Genomic DNA, 15,268 nt, shown 5'->3' with positions numbered 1-15,268 from the left:
AATGCTTACGCCCAGCGCGTACCGTAGCGCCGACTACAGCGCCGTGCGTCTATTCAGACGCACAAAGGTCGCTGTAGCACTTTGAAATTCTGCATGTTCTTCTCCTTAAATCGGCTCCGATTTAAGGAGACATGCAGCGGCGCGACGGTATTTTCGGCAGGAACACGGTGAAGATGCCGAGCAACGGTAGATAGGAGCAGAGCTGGTAGACGAATTCGATCCCATGGCTGTCCGCGAAGATGCCGAGCACCGCCGCGCCGATGCCGCCGAAACCGAAGGCAAAGCCGAAGAAGACGCCGGCGATGAGGCCGACGCGGCCGGGGACTAGCTCCTGGGCGAAGACGACGATCGCGGAGAAGGCTGACGAAAAGACGAGGCCGATCACCACGCTGAGCACGCCTGTCCAGAACAGGTTGGCGTAAGGAAGCATGAGCGCGAAGGGAATGACTCCGAGGATCGACAGCCAGATGACGAAACGCGCGCCGTAGCGGTCGCCGATGGGCCCGCCGAGGAAGGTTCCGGCCGCCGCGGATCCGAGGAAAAGGAACAGCATCAGCTGCGCCTGCTGCACGCTGGTGCCGAACTTTTCGATGACGAAGAAGGTGAAATAGCTGGAGACGCTGGCGAGATAGACATTCTTCGTCGCCGTCAGCAGCACGAGAATCGCGACCGTCCAAAGGACTCGGGCCTTCGGCAGGGGCAGGGCCCGGCTCGGGGCGGCGCGGCTCATTGTCGAGCGGCGATGCCGCACGCACCAGGTGCTCACCCAGGACAGCACGAAGAAACCGATAATGGCGACGATCGAAAACCAGCTGAGGCTGCCCTGCCCGAAAGGCAGGACGATGAAGGCGGCAAGGAGCGGGCCCAATGCGCTGCCGGCGTTGCCGCCGACCTGAAACAGTGACTGCGCCAGCCCGTGGCGACCGCCCGAGGCGAGCCGCGCGACACGCGACGACTCGGGATGGAAGATCGCCGAACCGACGCCGATCAGGCTTGCCGCCAGCAGGAGCATCCAGAAGTGATCGGCATGGGCGAGAAGAATCAGTCCCGAACAGGTCGACAGCATCGCAAGCGGCAAGGTGTAGGGGAGTGCCCAGCGGTCGGTGACGATGCCGACGGCTGGCTGCAGCATCGAGGCCGTGACCTGGAAGGTGAAGGTCAACAGGCCGATCTGCACGAAGTCCAGAGCGTAGTTCGCCTTGAGCAACGGATAGAGCGCCGTCAGCAGCGATTGCATGATGTCGTTCAGCATATGGCAGAAGCTGACGGCAAGAATGACGGAGAAGGCCGTCTTTTCCGGATTGATGCTGCCCGCCGTGACCGAAGACATGAGGTGTTTCCTTCCGAACGGCCCGCTTCGGAGCCTTTCCTCCATCTGTAAACGCCTTGCTGCTGGCCTGCTTTTGTGTTTTGGTCGAATTCTTTCGCAAGTGGGCCAGATGGTGAGATCGAACCGAAATTACTTGCCGGAACTGCCGGATGCGGATCACTTCAGAAATTTGCAGTGGATCGAGAAGGCGAATGCTCCCGTCCTGGCAATCGGAAGGGACTATGGCTGCGGGCTTATCGTGCCGCTGCACAGCCACACACGAACACAGCTCTGGTGGGCGCGCTCCGGTGTGGTTCTCGTGCACACGGCAGAGGGGCGATGGATGATCCCTCCCGGCCATGCCCTGCTCATTCCTGCCGGCATGGAGCACTCGGCCGAGATGGTCAGCGACGTTCGGATGCATTCGATCTACATCGCGGCCATGAACCGAGCGCAGCGGCCTCTGGTGTTGGAAATCTCGGCGCTGGCCGGCAGCCTCATCGACGAACTGGTCCGTACCGAGAACGAGACTTCGTCCGAACGGCGCGAGCAACTGATCATGGGCCTGTTGCTGGAAGAGATTCCGCGTCTCGCGGTGCGGCCGCTGGGTCTGCCCTTTCCACAGGACCGCAGTCTCGCCAGCCTCTGCCGGAAATTCCTGGAGGCGCCTTCGGCCAGCGCCAACATCGATCAGTGGGCCGATGTTCTCGGCATCAGCCGGCGTTCCTTTACGCGGTTCTTTCGGCGCGAGACGGGCATCAGCTTCGTCACATGGCGTCAGCAGGCCTGCATCTTTGCCTCGCTGCCGCGCATTGCCGATGGCGAGCCGATCACCACTGTCGCGCTCGATGCCGGCTATGAGAATGTGGCTGCTTTCACCACCATGTTCCGCCGCATGCTGGGTGCCCCGCCGAGCCTTTATCTGCGCGGCCGCGATGTCTGACTGCGAAGATCATGCGGACGCTTGACCGGCCGGCTCAGCGGGGCCAAACAGGGCCATGAACACGTCATCTGTCGATTCCGGCCGCGTGCACGATGCGCCGTCGAAGAACTGGGTCTACCGCGTGCTGCCGCGGGCGCTCTGGCCCTATGCGCAACTTGCCCGTTGGGATCGGCCGATCGGCTGGCAATTGCTGATGTGGCCCTGCCTTTGGTCCGCCGCGCTGGCGGGGGGGACCGCAGCGGCGCTCGGCAGCTTCTCCCCGGCACGCTTCCTCTTCCATGTCCTTCTCTTCGTTGCCGGGGCGATCGCCATGCGCGGCGCCGGCTGCACCTATAACGATATCGTCGATCACGAGATCGATATGGAAGTCGCCCGCACCCGTTCGAGGCCGCTGCCGTCCGGCCGCGTCAACCGCACCCAGGCGAAGGCCTTCATGGTGCTGCAGGCGCTCGTGGGTCTCTTCGTTCTGCTGCAGTTCAATGCCTTCACGATCCTTCTCGGCATCGTCTCGCTGGCTCTGGTGGCAATCTATCCTTTCGCCAAGCGGTTTACCGACTGGCCGCAATTCTTCCTAGGTCTGGCATTTTCCTGGGGCGCCATCATGGGGTGGTCGGCGGAATTCGGGTCGCTGTCGTTCGCCGCCGTCCTGCTCTACGCCGCAGCAATCGCCTGGACCGTCGGCTACGATACGATCTATGCCTATCAGGACAGGGAAGACGACGAATTGATCGGCGTCCGCTCGACGGCACGCCGCTTCGGCGACAATCCGCGCCCTTGGCTGATGGGGCTCTACGGCTTGACCGTTCTCCTGATGTTTTTCGCATTTCTGGCTGGCGGGGCTGGTTTTTTCGCCCATCTCGGCCTCGCGGTGGCGGCTGTCATGCTCGCCTATCAGATCCTGGTGCTGAACATCCACGACGCCGAACAGTGCCTTGCACTCTTCAAATTCAACAGTGTCGTCGGGCTGATCGTCTTCGCCGGGCTAGTGCTTGCGCTTCTACTGCGTCTGATATGAAAAATCCTCCGGGAGATCCGGAGGATAGGAAATTCAACTTGATCAGGTCGGGTGATCACGCCCAGCTTGCTTCGGCGTCCGCCTTGCGGCGGATGGCAGAAATGCGCGTGCGAACAGCGGCCCGAAGGTTGATGAGGGTGGCGAGCAGGCGCTTGCGCATCGGTACCTCCTTCATTCGTTGCCTTGGCTATGCGCCGCTTGTGGCATGACGAAGGCCGCGCCTGCTGTTCCCGCCGTAACAAAAAGCCGGCCGCAGGGATTGGCCGGCTTCTGCACTGGAGATGGATGGGCGGTCAGGACCGAGCGATGATCTCGCGGCCGTCGATTTTCATATGCACACCGAGCTTGCCGGTGGAGCGGCGCACGAGGAAGCGTGGACGGCGCTCGGCAAAGAAGGAGTGGCGCCGGCGCGGCTTCACCGGTGCGGTGCGGATCTCGCCGAGATGTTCTTCCAGCGGCCGGGCGACCCCGTCCGCTTCGACCATCAGCATCGGGATGCGATAGGCCTCCGCCCAGGCACGCCAGTCGGCCGCGATGTCGGATAAATCATGCGCAACGAGCAACGGGATGCAAAGATCCGGATCGTCGTGATGAAGCTCCAGCGTCACAGTTACCTCCCCGTCGCCATGGTCGATGGCCCGCGCAGCCACGCCCTTGAAAGCTCGCGCAGGCAAGGCGATCGAAAGGGGCAGGCCGCTGGATGGTAGCACCTTGCGCAGAACGGCGCCACGGTGGTCGAGGCTGATGCTCACATTGCCCACATCGCCGCGCAGGACATAGGTCGCCTGCTGGGGAAAACGCTTCGGGTCGAGCCGCAGCGTATTTCCGGCCCAAGCCGGTTGAGAAAGTGTGTTGCGCATTTTCAATCGCCCTTGTTTTCCTTGAGAGCCGGTTCCCGGTCTTCTCCTCGGGACGTTTTCGTCCTCTATGGCCTGGAGGATAGGCGGCCCCTCTTCCGGACGACTTAAAAATCGCGGTTAAAAAAACTTTGCGTCGCCCGATGGTTAGCAAAAGCCGAGGTGGCAAGGTTTCTCTTTCGTCAACGAAAAGGCCGGCATTTTGCCGTTCGCCGCACAGTCGGCCGAAAAGCCACGCGCAAGCCTGTTGATCCAGGTTCGGATGATCGGATAACTATCGGGGATGTCGCGACGCCGGCTGTCCCCGATCCTTGTTGGCGGGGCGACGCGCATGGTTTCGACCTATCTCGACTATAATCTCATCGCGCGGGACATGAAGGTCAGCCTGAAGCGCGTGTCGGAGCAGACGGTCGTCGCGCGCGACACGCAATACTACAAAGAGAATATCGGCAATGTGAGCTCGGTCGACGCGTTCCTCGACGACTACCGCCTCTATTCCTACGCGATGACGGCCTTTGGCCTGGGAGACATGATCGATTCGGTCGCCTTCATGCGCAAGGTGTTGGAAAGCGACCTCTCCGACGCGAGCAGCTTCGCCAACAACCTGACGGACGACCGCTATCGCGAATTCGCTCTCGCCTATAGCTTCAGCGGCGGGACCGCCGTCTCGCAGACGGAGGCGCAGCTCGACGAGATCATCGGCCTCTATGATACGAGCATTCTCAATATCGCGGAGACCCAGAAGGAGGAGACCCGCTACTACAACATCATGATCGATAAGATCACCAGCGTCGATCAGCTGTTGAACAACGACCGGCTCAGAGCCTACGTCTTCACCGCCTACGGCATCGACGAGAGCACCTACTCCCGCCAGACGCTCCGCAACGTGCTCTCCAGCAGTTCCGACGATGCGAGCAGCTACGAGAATACGGTGATCGCTCCTCAGATCACCAGCCTCGAGGCGGCCAAGGCCGAGGCGCAGTCGAAGTTGGCGGCAGGCGGACTTACGGATGCCGAGGAGACGGAACTCACACGCAATATAACGACCTATGCCAACTCGATCGCCACGCTGAACAACTATCTCGACCTCGCCGCCGCCTTCGACTTTGACTCCGATGGCACGGTGACCGCAGGCGCTGCCCAGACGGCCGAGAACAAGGACGCGACCAACGAGCTCTACGTCTACAGCAATTCCCGCGTCACGCAGCAGGCAGCGCTTCTGAACAAGGCCTATTTCGAGGAGAAGATAGCAACGATCACGAGCGTCGACGAACTCGTTTCCGATACGCGCCTCTACAGTTATATCAGGACCGCCTTCGACCTCACCGGGGTCACAGTCGTTTCCGCAACGATCAAGAACATTCTGACAAGCGACCCGGATGATCCGGACAGCTATGTCAACACGGTCGGCGGCGGCGACGAGAACTACATAGCGCTTGCCAGTGCCTTCAATTTTGAGGAGGACGGCACGCTGGCCGATGGCGACAGCGCGCAGACTTCGGCCCAGACGACGCTCACCTCAAATCGCTACTTGACGCGCTACAACGACGAGGACGACGAGGCGGACGAGGCGGCGATCAGTGCCTACAAGGCTGCTGTCGCTGGCATGACGTCCGTCGACGAGTTCATCAATTCCGCTTCGATCTATGATTTCGCCCTGCAGGCTGTCGGCCTGGATCCCGACACGGCCAGCGCCCGCACCATAAAGCGCGTCCTGACCAGCGACCTCACCGATGCGGAAAGCTACGTCTACACGCTGAAGGACGAGCGATACGTGACGCTCGCCAAACTGTTCAACTTTACGACAGACGGTGAGATCGGCGCGCCGACCCTGGCTCAATCCGAAACGCAAATCCAGGAAACCGCGAAGAACTACATCGTCATCAAGTCCCGTTTTGGTTCTGAAGAGGACAGGACAGCGGCCGAAGAGGAAGGCGAATATTATACCGCCAAGGTCGCCAAGATTTCCTCGCTCGACGAATTTCTGGCGGACAGCCGTCTCGTCACTATCGCGCTCGAGGCGAACGGCATCGACCCGGAGGGCGTGACCAGCGATTTCCTCCGTGACATCTTCGCCTCCGATCTCGACGATCCCGAGAGCGTCATCAACGAGCAGGAGAATTCCGCCGCCTATGTCTCGCTCGTTACCTCTTTCAATTTCGACAGCGAAGGAAACGTACTGCGCGAGGATCAGGACGCAATTGTCACACGCCAGGGACTTTACGAGACGCTCGACCAATATCTGCGTCAGACACTGGAAGAGCAGGCGGGCGAGGACAATGAAGGCGTCCGCCTTGCACTTTATTTCGAGCGGAAGGCCGGCTCGCTCGTCGATGCCTATGACCTCCTGGCGGACGACGCGCTCGCCGAGGTGTTCCGCACGATCTTCAGCTTGCCCGACGAGTTCAGCTCAGTGGACATCGACCAGCAGGCGAAGATCGTCGAAAAGAACCTCGATCTCGAGAAACTGAGCGACCCGGCTGAACTCAAGAAACTTCTGGCGCGCTTTGCGGTGCTTTACGATCTGGAAAACAACACGGAGGTCGACCCAGCGGTGACCGTACTATCGAGCACGGGAAGCAGCGTCGGCATCAGCGCCGATACGCTCTATACGCTTTCTCAGCTCAGGATGGGTGGATAAGCGCGCGGCCTTCGTCTCACTCCTGGCGCAGCACCTTGTCCGGATTCATGATCCCAGCGGGATCGAAGGCATGCTTGATCCGCCGCATAAGCTCGATCTCGATCGGCGAGCGGATGGCCGCGAGTTCGTCGCGCTTCAACTGGCCGATGCCGTGTTCGGCCGAAATCGATCCGTTATATTTCAGCACGATGGCGTGGACGATGGCGTTTACTTCGCGCCAGCGGGCCAGAAAGGCGCCGCGGTCCGCGTCGACCGGCTGGGAAATGTTGTAGTGGATGTTGCCGTCGCCCATATGGCCGAAGGCGCAGACGCGCGCATCGGGGATCGCCGTCATGACCGCCGCGTCAGCCTCGGCCATGAAGGCCGGAATGCTCGACACCGGCACGGAAACATCATGCTTGATCGAGCCGCCTTCGGGCTTCTGCGCCGGAGACATGCTCTCGCGCATGTGCCATAGCGCCTTTCGCTGGGCTTCGCTCTGGGCGATGACGGCATTTTCGACGAGCCCTTCGGCGATGCCCGCCTCGAGCAGGCTTTGCACCATGCGCTCCGCGCTCTCGGCGGCGTCCGATGTGGAGATATCGATCAGCGCATACCAGGGATGGCTCGTTTCCATCGGATCGCGCACGCCCGGTATGTGGCGGGTGGTGAACTCGATGCCGAGCCTCGGCATCAGTTCGAAACCGGTCAAGGCCGGCCCGCAGAGGCTCGATGCCCGGTCGAAGAGAGCGAGCGCGTCTTCGACGCTTGCGAGGCCGGCAAAGGCGACCTGATGGCCGCGCGGTTTCGGGAAGAGCTTCAGGACGGCGCCGGTGATGACGCCGAGCGTCCCTTCCGCGCCGATGAAGAGATCGCGCAGGTCATAGCCGGTATTGTCCTTCTTGAGCCGCCGGAGCCCGTCCCAGACTTCTCCGGTCGGAAGCACGACCTCCAGCCCCAGGCAGAACTGGCGCATATTGCCATAGGCAAGCACGGCGGTGCCGCCGGCATTGGTCGAGAGATTGCCGCCGATCCGTGCCGAGCCTTCCGATCCGAGCGACAGAGGGAACAAGCGGTCGACGTCGTCGGCCGCCTTCTGGATATCCGCGAGAATGCAGCCGGCGTCGGCAACGATGACATTGCCGACAGGATCGATATCGCGAATCCGGTTCATGCGCTCGAGCGACAGCACCACGTCGGACTTCCCTTCGCGCGGGATTTGCCCGGCCACGTGGCCGGTGTTTCCGCCCTGCGGCACGATGGCCGTTTGCGTCCGGCTGGCGAGCTCAAGGATGCGCGAGATTTCGTCGACCGAACCGGGCCTGAGGACAAGCGGGGTGGTGCCGCGGTAGAGGCCGCGCGATTCGACCAGATAGGGTGCCGTCTCCGCCGGTCCGGTCAGCGCATGGCCCGGCCCGACGATGTCGGTGAAGGAGGCGATCAGTTCGGGAGAAGGAATTGTGGTCATGATCCTGCCTGGGATTTCTCTTGCCGAAACAGCCCGGCTGCGCACGTTTCGCGCTTCCGGTCAGGCCCTCGGGGCGGCCGCCCGCTCGAGGCGGTCGACGATCGCTTCGCCGAGACCCTGGCGCGGGACCGGCCCGAAAGCGATACTCGCAGCGCCGCTCGCATCCGCCTTCTTCATATAATCGAAAAGATTGGCGGCCGCTTCCCTGAGATTGCCGCTGGGGCTGAGGTCGAGGACGATCGCCGCGGCGATCTCGCCGGGTAGCGCCTTGCCGCCGAAGCGGATCAGAGCCTCGCCTTCGCGGACGTCCTTGGCGTTGAGCCGAACCGCGGCGCCCGGCGCATAGTGCGAGGCAAGCATGCCCGGCGCTTCGATCGTGGCGCCCGCCGCTTCCGGTCGTTCGACGGGAAGGCCGGTCAACGCCTCGATCTCGGCCGCGTCGAGACCACCCGGCCGAAGCAGCCGGAGGCTGCCGTCCTCGACCTTGATGATCGTCGATTCGAGGCCGATCTCTGCAGGACCCGCATCCAGGATCAGTTTCAGCTTCGGCCCGAGGTCGACCTCAACATGCGTTGCGCTGGTCGGACTGATCCTGCCCGACGTATTGGCGCTCGGGGCCGCCAGCGGCCGGCCAAAGTGTCCAATCACCCGCCGGGAGAAACCCTCGGGCATGCGGATACCGAGCGTGTCGAGCCCGGCGGAGGCCAGCGCATGCACGCCGCTTTCGGGTCGCTGCGGCAGGATCAGCGTCAGAGGTCCGGGCCAGAAGGCTTCCGCGAGGCGCCGGGAGATTTGATCGAACGCCACATGCGCTTCGGCCATTGCCATGTCGGAGACATGGCAGATCAGCGGATTGAAGCGCGGCCGGCCCTTCATCTCGTAGATGCGGCTGATCGCATCGGCATTGGTCGCATCCGCAGCAAGCCCGTAGACGGTTTCCGTCGGGATCGCGACCGGTTCGCCTTCTGAAAGCACGGCGCAGGCCTTTTCGATCGCTCGATCCGGTTCGTTGCGCGTATCGATGATTTCGGCCATGGCGGTTCCGATCCTTTCCGTCGCTTCCTTAACGGAGGAGGAGGGAAAACAGAACGACTTTCTTCGCCGACGGGCGGGATCAGAGGCTCCGAATAACCCGCCGCAAAGCCTCGTCGCGTGCGCCGAGCATCAGGACGTTCTTGAGCGCCACTTTCGGGTCCTGCGTCCGGAAGATCAGCCCATTGCCGCGAACGTTGCGATTGATGGCCATTTGCCCAAGTTCGGAGTCCGGCGCGATGGCGACGGCGAAATACATGCGTGAATAGCTGGTTTGTATCCGTTCGAAGAAATGCGTCTCGTCCCCGAGGTCGGAGAAGAAGTTGGCGAAGTAGAAAGCCCAGGTGATTTCGCGCGATTGGTTGAGCTTCGCCTTAGCGGCTGTCACATGGCAATAGCCGAGGTGGGGGCTATCGGCGAGCGTCCGGTGGAAGATCATCTTCGGGAACTGGATGAAGGCGTGAAAGCCGTTGATCCGCTTGTGAGTCGTCTCTCCCGCCGCCTGCAATTTCTGGCCGGTTCTCTCGGCCACCTCTTCATGGGTCATGTAGCGGCGCTGCTCGGGCATCCACGGGCGGCGCCGGTCAATGCGGCCGGTGCGCAGGAACTCCGTGTGGCCCGCCGTTTTCGGCGTCGGCGCCTGCGCTTTGCCGGAGGCGTCGTAGTATCTGAGCTTTGCCATCGACCTCTGTGTCACCTAATCCGTCAAACGGATTGATCCGTCAGTGAACGCTAAATCACTATGGTTAACAGAGTATTTCGGGCGCCACACTGGCTGCTCCGCATCGCCTGTATGTCGCAAAATGGCCAGTTGTCTTCGCGGCGGGGATGGCGCGGTTAAGAAAAGCTTCAGCTGCTGAAATAGACATCTATCATCTTGTTTATTATAGAAAATGTGACGGACGTCTCCATGCGGCCGCGCGAAAATCTCTGTCGTCTTTCCGGAATGGAATGTCGCACACCGGCAATTGCCGAGCCGGGCTGCGCGCTTAGATTGGGATGCTCAAGGTGCCGCCTCTAAGAGGGGGCGGAGAATTGGGAAGCCGGTCAAATCCCGGCGCTGCCCCCGCAACGGTGGTGGAGTGAAAGCCACGGCAGAGAGCCACTGGACAGGTCGTCCGGGAAGGTGCCGGGCTGGTCCTTCGGGGACGACTCCAGAGCCCGGAAACCAGCCTTGGAGCGAAACGACCGTAACAGGTTGCGGCGGGCAGCCGGATCGGAGCTATGGCGTACGGCAAATCACCGGCGCGGTTCCTGTCCTGCCTGTCCGAAACAGGGCTAACGAGGACATGGGCATGGACACTCAGAATGAAATGCTGCGCAAGCTGAAGACCCGCCGCGAGGGCTACAGCCTCGACCGGGCCTTCTACATCGACCCGGACTATTACCGACAGGACCTGGAGCATATCTGGTACAAGGACTGGCTCTTCGTCGGCCACGACTGCGAAATCCCGCGGCCTGGCAACTATTTCACCCTGCAGGTCGGCGACTATCCGATTGTCATCGTGCGCGATCGCCAGGGGGCAGTGCGGGCGCTGCATAATTCCTGTCGCCACCGCGGCTCGCGCGTTTGCACGCAGCACAAGGGCTCCTCGGCCAAGCTGGTTTGTCCCTATCATCAATGGACCTACGAACTGGACGGCAGGCTTCTCTTCGCCCGGCAGATGCCGGAGGATTTCGATCCCGCCCAGCACAGTCTGAAGCCGGTGCATTGTGAAACGGTCGGCGGCTATATCTTCGTCAGTCTCGCCGAGCAGCCGATGGATTTCCAGCCGTTCCGCGACACGGTCGCCGGCTATCTCGCACCGCATCGCCTCGGCGAAACCAAGGTCGCCTATGAGAGCACCATCGTCGAGAAGGGCAACTGGAAGCTCGTCTGGGAAAACAATCGCGAGTGCTACCATTGCGCCGCCAATCACCCGGAACTCTGCCGCACCTATCCGGAGGCTCCGACAGTGACCGGCGTCCAGGGCGCCATGGACGACCCCGAAATCGGTGCCCATTGGGAAAGATGCGAAGCGGCGGGACTGCCGAGCGCCTTCAGGATCGGACCGACCGGCCAGTTCCGCATGACGAGAATGCCGCTGATCAACAGGGCCGAGAGCTATACGATGTCCGGCGAGAAGGCCGTCCGCAAAGAGCTTTCCGCCGGCGTCAGCGCCAAGGGCATCGGCACGCTGCTTCTCTTCCACTATCCGACGACCTGGAACCACATCCTCGGAGACCACGCGATCACCTTCCGCGTGCTGCCGCTCGGGCCGGAACTGACGCAGGTAACCACCAAATGGCTCGTCAACAAGGATGCGGTCGAGGGGGTCGACTATACGCTCGAGGACCTCACCCATGTCTGGACGGAGACCAACGATCAGGACCGGCAGATCGTCGAGGAAAACGCTTTCGGCATCCGCTCGCCGGCCTATGAGCCGGGTCCCTATTCGGCCGAACACGAGGGCGGCGTGATGCAGTTCGTCGACTGGTACTCGCGCTTCATGGTGGATCGCCTCCAGGGCAAGTCCTCTCCTTTGTCGCGGGTGGCCTGACCATGGAAATGGCCCGTTCCTTTCATCATTTCGACGAGCTTCATCCCTGGATCGACCGCCAGCACCTGCTTGAATGCACCTCCGTGGTCGCCGAGACCGCGGATGTGATGACCTTCACCTTCCGGTCGGACAAGCCGGCCTGGTTCCGCTACCTACCCGGGCAGTTCGTGACGCTGGAACTGCCTGTCGGCGAAGAGCCGGTCTTTCGCACCTATACGCTGTCGTCCTCGCCGTCCCGCCCGCTCTCCGTGGCGGTGACGGTCAAGGCCCAGCCGGGCAGCATCGGCACGCGCTGGATGTTCGACAATCTGAAGCCGGGTGTCGTGCTGAAAGCGCTGGGTCCGCTTGGCGATTTCAGCTTCGTTCGCCATCCGGGCGAAAAATATCTCTTCATCTCGGCCGGCTCCGGGATCACGCCGATGATGTCGATGGCCCGCTGGATGGCGGATTGCACGCCGGAAACCGATGTCACCTTCATCTCCTGCGCCCGGCAGCCGGAGGATCTTCTGTTCAAGTCGGAACTCGAGGTCCTGGCGCGCCAAATGTCGCGTCTCAATCTCGGCTTCTTGGTGGAGGGGCACGAAGCGCGTCACGGCTGGCACGGGCTGCGCGGCCGCATCGATGCGACGAAGCTGCCGCTGCTTGCGCCGGATTTTCTGGAGCGGACGGTCTTCTGTTGCGGCCCCGAACCCTTTATGCGGGGGGTCCGGGAGATGCTGAAAGGGGCCGGTTTCGACATGGCCCGCTACCATCAGGAAAGCTTCCAGCCGGCAGCAGCCCCCGCGGCGGAGGAACTCGCCATTCGCGCCGGACCGGCGGGGAGCGCCGGGGCCGAGGCGGCGCGGGTGACTTTCACCATGAGCGGCAAAGAAGTCTCGGCCGTCCCGGGCCAGACGATCCTGCAGACGGCACGCGCCAACGGTGTGCGGATCGGCGCGGCCTGCGAGGGGGGCATTTGCGGCACGTGCCGCGTGCTGAAGATCGCCGGCGATGTCGAGATGAACCACAATGGCGGCATTCTCGATGACGAGGTCGATGAGGGCTATATCCTCGCCTGCTGCTCGCGGCCCGTCGGCGACGTTCAGATCGAGGCATAAGTCGTTCTGCCGCTGGCCAGGTCAGCGACGCTTCGGCTGATTTGGCAACTCCGCCTCGGCAGCCTTTATGCTGATCGAACCGGTGACCGTTGCGTCGACGCCGGTGCCCGATCCGCTGTCGGCCTGGGCCCGGCTGATGAGCAAGGGCTTTGCGAGCGGGACGGAGGTCGCCGCGCTGGCTGCCGGCGCCCTGCCGACTTTTGCGGAGGCGATGACGGTGACAATCGGCGGCTTCTCCGGGAGGAGGGAGCCATGTGCCCACACCTTCTTCAGCGCTGAAGCGCTCATCGCAGCGACGTTCACGTCGATGTCGTTGAGCGTGCCCGGGACGCGATAGGGGCAGCGCTTCTTGCCGCAATTATGGGACGACGAGAACTGCCACAGCGCGTAGCCGTCCCAGTTGCCCATAGGAAAGACGTCGCGAATGTCTGGCTTGTAGCGGGCATACCAGAGCGGCAGGCGGGAGAGCAGCCGGTGCTGGGAGCGGCTGGCGGCGATCTGTTTTGCGGTGATGTGGTTGGTGTAGAGGATCGGGTAGCGCCCGGTGCGGGCCTTGATGTGGCCGGCAAAAATCGCGGCGTCCTCGAGCGACATGTAGTTCGCGGGATCGATGCCCTCGATGTCGAGGACCATCAATTCGTCCTCGCGCGGTTCCGCATAGTCGAGGAAGTGATTGGCCTGGTCGACAGGATTGCCCGGTCGCGCCAGGTGGTAGGCGCCCCATAAGAGGCCTTGCGAGCGGGCGATCATCCGGCGCGTCTGATAGAGTTCCCGGCTGACCGCGTATTTTCGCCACATCGTCTTGCAGTGGGCGACGGTGTCTCCGCCGTGATCGCCGGTGCAGGTAAAGCTTTCCGGAAGGCCGTCGGAAGCTTTCGCGATGAACCCCGCGATGCGCTTGTCCTTCAGCATCGCTTCCCAATCGATGCTGTTCAACTCGTAGGCGTCGACGATGATAGCGTTCTGCCGCTCTTTCCACGGCTCGACGTCTGCGGCGCGTGCGTTCGCCACCGCAAAGGTCAGGCCTACAAGGGCCGCCAGGCGCAAGATCATCCCCGAGATCGAGATTCCCCGCTTTTCCATTCTCTGAGATTGCCGACTTTGCGTTAAAGGGTCGTAAATCTCAGCCCCTTGAGCCAATCTGCGCGAGAGCGCCGCTCCTGTACACTGACCAGTGGCGGTAAAGCGCCTCCGAACTCGGCTCTGGATTGCAGGCGAACCGCGGCAGCCGGTGGTGACCCGGTCTAAAGGATGCCGATGCGCTTGAGGATAAACCAGGCCAGTCCCATGGAGGAGGCGATGATTAGCCCAGCGAAAAGCGTGCCGCCGCCATCGGAGAAGGGCAGGGCACCCGTGTTCATGCCGAAGAATCCGGTGACGAGCGTCGGCGGCAGCAGGAAGGCGGTCATCAGCGACAGAATGTAGAGGTGACGATTGGTCTCCGAGGAAATCTTGCTGTCGATCTCCTCGTGCAGCAGCCTGGCGCGCTCCTGAAGCGCAAAGACGTCGCGATCGACCGCCTCCAGCCGATCCGAAAGCCGCTCGGCCACGTCGATGAAACCCGGCGGCACCTCGTCCTCATCGGACGCGGCGGCGCGCCGCAGCAGGGCAAGGATCGTCCGCAGATGCCGATGCAGCCGCACCACGGTTCGGCGCAAGGGCGCCAGCCCGGGCTGCTGCCGGTGTTCCGCTTCGCCATAGACGCGATCCTCGATGACGTTCAACTCCTCCGTCAATTCGAGCACCAGCGTGATCAGCGTCCGCTGGAACTCGACGACGAGCATTTCGAAGAGATCGATCGGCCGGCCGCATTTGGTGCTTTTCTCGACCGCCGCCTTGACGCGGTCGATGCTTCTCAACGGATGCAGGCGGGTGGTGACGATCATCCGGTCGCTGACAGCAAAATGCAGCCATCCAATCGTCTTGGTCATCATGTCGAATGTCCGTTCGAAATCGACAAGCGTCCCGTAGACGACGTCCTTGGCAACGGTGATCGCCGCCTGGGTGTCATGGCTGGTGAGGGTTGCGATCGCCGCCGGCGGAAGATTGCTGATGCGCTCGATCAGCGCCGGCGTGCGCGCATCGCTCAGCGCCAGATGCAGCCAGACCCAGCCGTCGCCCGCCTGCAGACTGTCGACGGGGGAGTCGGTCGCGATGCGCAGGCAACGGCTTTCTCCGGGCGGGAACCGATAGGCCCAGACGAGGCCGGGTATCTCGGGAGAAATCAGGTTCATCGAAGCACCGTGACTGGGGCCATGCGCAATGGCTTCTATTCGCCCTTGATGACAGTTTTGTTACATTTCCGTCACTGCCGCGGCGGCCTAGAATTGACGTTGACGTTTACGTAAAAACAAATAGTGTGCAGCGCAGGAAGCATGCCGACGCGG

Annotated in this window: 12 protein-coding genes and 1 riboswitch; of the genes, 5 read left to right on the top strand and 7 right to left on the bottom strand. The window is 62.2% G+C overall.

Features of this window, described 5'->3' with window-relative positions; all coding sequences use genetic code 11:
- Positions 1-121: 121 nt before the first annotated feature.
- Positions 122-1,330 carry an MFS transporter gene (locus CO676_RS05540; RefSeq protein WP_097519870.1) on the bottom strand — a complete coding sequence of 403 codons (1,209 nt, stop codon included), beginning with the start codon at positions 1,328-1,330 and terminating at the stop codon, positions 122-124.
- 109 nt (positions 1,331-1,439) lie between these two features.
- Here CO676_RS05540 and CO676_RS05535 point away from each other — a divergent pair, with 109 nt between their 5' ends.
- The gene (locus CO676_RS05535; protein WP_097519869.1) at positions 1,440-2,252 is read left to right on the top strand and encodes a helix-turn-helix transcriptional regulator; all 813 of its coding nucleotides are present in this window, start codon (positions 1,440-1,442) and stop codon (positions 2,250-2,252) included.
- A gap of 55 nt (positions 2,253-2,307) precedes the next feature.
- Entirely contained in the window at positions 2,308-3,267 is a 960-nt protein-coding gene (gene ubiA / locus CO676_RS05530; RefSeq protein WP_097519868.1) for a 4-hydroxybenzoate octaprenyltransferase, read from the top strand.
- A gap of 293 nt (positions 3,268-3,560) precedes the next feature.
- Here ubiA and CO676_RS05525 read toward each other — a convergent pair whose 3' ends face one another.
- Positions 3,561-4,127 (bottom strand): DUF6101 family protein, encoded by a 567-nt coding sequence (locus tag CO676_RS05525; RefSeq protein ID WP_014761364.1) that lies wholly within the window; start codon positions 4,125-4,127, stop codon positions 3,561-3,563.
- A 328-nt stretch (positions 4,128-4,455) separates the two neighbouring features.
- Between CO676_RS05525 and CO676_RS05515 the strand changes: the two genes are divergently transcribed.
- Entirely contained in the window at positions 4,456-6,765 is a 2,310-nt protein-coding gene (locus tag CO676_RS05515) for a DUF1217 domain-containing protein (protein ID WP_097519865.1), read from the top strand.
- A gap of 16 nt (positions 6,766-6,781) precedes the next feature.
- On the opposite strand, the gene CO676_RS05510 is transcribed toward CO676_RS05515, so the two are convergent.
- The 3 genes from CO676_RS05510 to CO676_RS05500 all read right to left on the bottom strand — a co-directional run bounded on the left by CO676_RS05510 (position 6,782) and on the right by CO676_RS05500 (position 9,926).
- Positions 6,782-8,212 (bottom strand): FAD-binding oxidoreductase, encoded by a 1,431-nt coding sequence (locus CO676_RS05510; protein WP_097519863.1) that lies wholly within the window; start codon positions 8,210-8,212, stop codon positions 6,782-6,784.
- A 60-nt stretch (positions 8,213-8,272) separates the two neighbouring features.
- Complete coding sequence (locus CO676_RS05505) at positions 8,273-9,247, bottom strand: L-threonylcarbamoyladenylate synthase (RefSeq protein ID WP_014761368.1); 975 nt, start codon at positions 9,245-9,247, stop codon at positions 8,273-8,275.
- A gap of 79 nt (positions 9,248-9,326) precedes the next feature.
- Positions 9,327-9,926: a DUF6656 family protein gene (locus CO676_RS05500; protein WP_097519862.1), complete on the bottom strand. Its 600-nt coding sequence runs from the start codon at positions 9,924-9,926 to the stop codon at positions 9,327-9,329.
- A 307-nt stretch (positions 9,927-10,233) separates the two neighbouring features.
- Positions 10,234-10,436: riboswitch (cobalamin riboswitch) on the top strand.
- Positions 10,437-10,539: 103 nt separating this feature from the next.
- Between CO676_RS05500 and CO676_RS05490 the strand changes: the two genes are divergently transcribed.
- Together CO676_RS05490 and CO676_RS05485 are read left to right on the top strand one after the other, a co-directional pair.
- Positions 10,540-11,784 carry an aromatic ring-hydroxylating dioxygenase subunit alpha gene (locus CO676_RS05490; protein WP_097519953.1) on the top strand — a complete coding sequence of 415 codons (1,245 nt, stop codon included), beginning with the start codon at positions 10,540-10,542 and terminating at the stop codon, positions 11,782-11,784.
- Positions 11,785-11,786: 2 nt separating this feature from the next.
- Positions 11,787-12,881, top strand: coding sequence for a hybrid-cluster NAD(P)-dependent oxidoreductase (locus CO676_RS05485; RefSeq protein ID WP_097519861.1), 1,095 nt, complete (start codon positions 11,787-11,789; stop codon positions 12,879-12,881).
- A 21-nt stretch (positions 12,882-12,902) separates the two neighbouring features.
- Here the strand turns inward: CO676_RS05485 and CO676_RS05480 are convergent, their stop codons facing one another.
- Together CO676_RS05480 and CO676_RS05475 are read right to left on the bottom strand one after the other, a co-directional pair.
- Positions 12,903-13,964 carry a glycoside hydrolase family 25 protein gene (locus tag CO676_RS05480; RefSeq protein ID WP_041413872.1) on the bottom strand — a complete coding sequence of 354 codons (1,062 nt, stop codon included), beginning with the start codon at positions 13,962-13,964 and terminating at the stop codon, positions 12,903-12,905.
- Between the two features lie 161 nt (positions 13,965-14,125).
- Positions 14,126-15,115: a transporter gene (locus tag CO676_RS05475; RefSeq protein WP_097519860.1), complete on the bottom strand. Its 990-nt coding sequence runs from the start codon at positions 15,113-15,115 to the stop codon at positions 14,126-14,128.
- Between the last annotated feature and the right edge of the window lie 153 nt (positions 15,116-15,268).

This window comes from Sinorhizobium sp. BJ1 (assembly GCF_002531555.1).
Classification (GTDB): domain Bacteria; phylum Pseudomonadota; class Alphaproteobacteria; order Rhizobiales; family Rhizobiaceae; genus Sinorhizobium; species Sinorhizobium fredii_B.
Note: the sequence above shows the minus strand (reverse complement) of the source record. Positions and strands in the feature narration are given on the sequence as shown.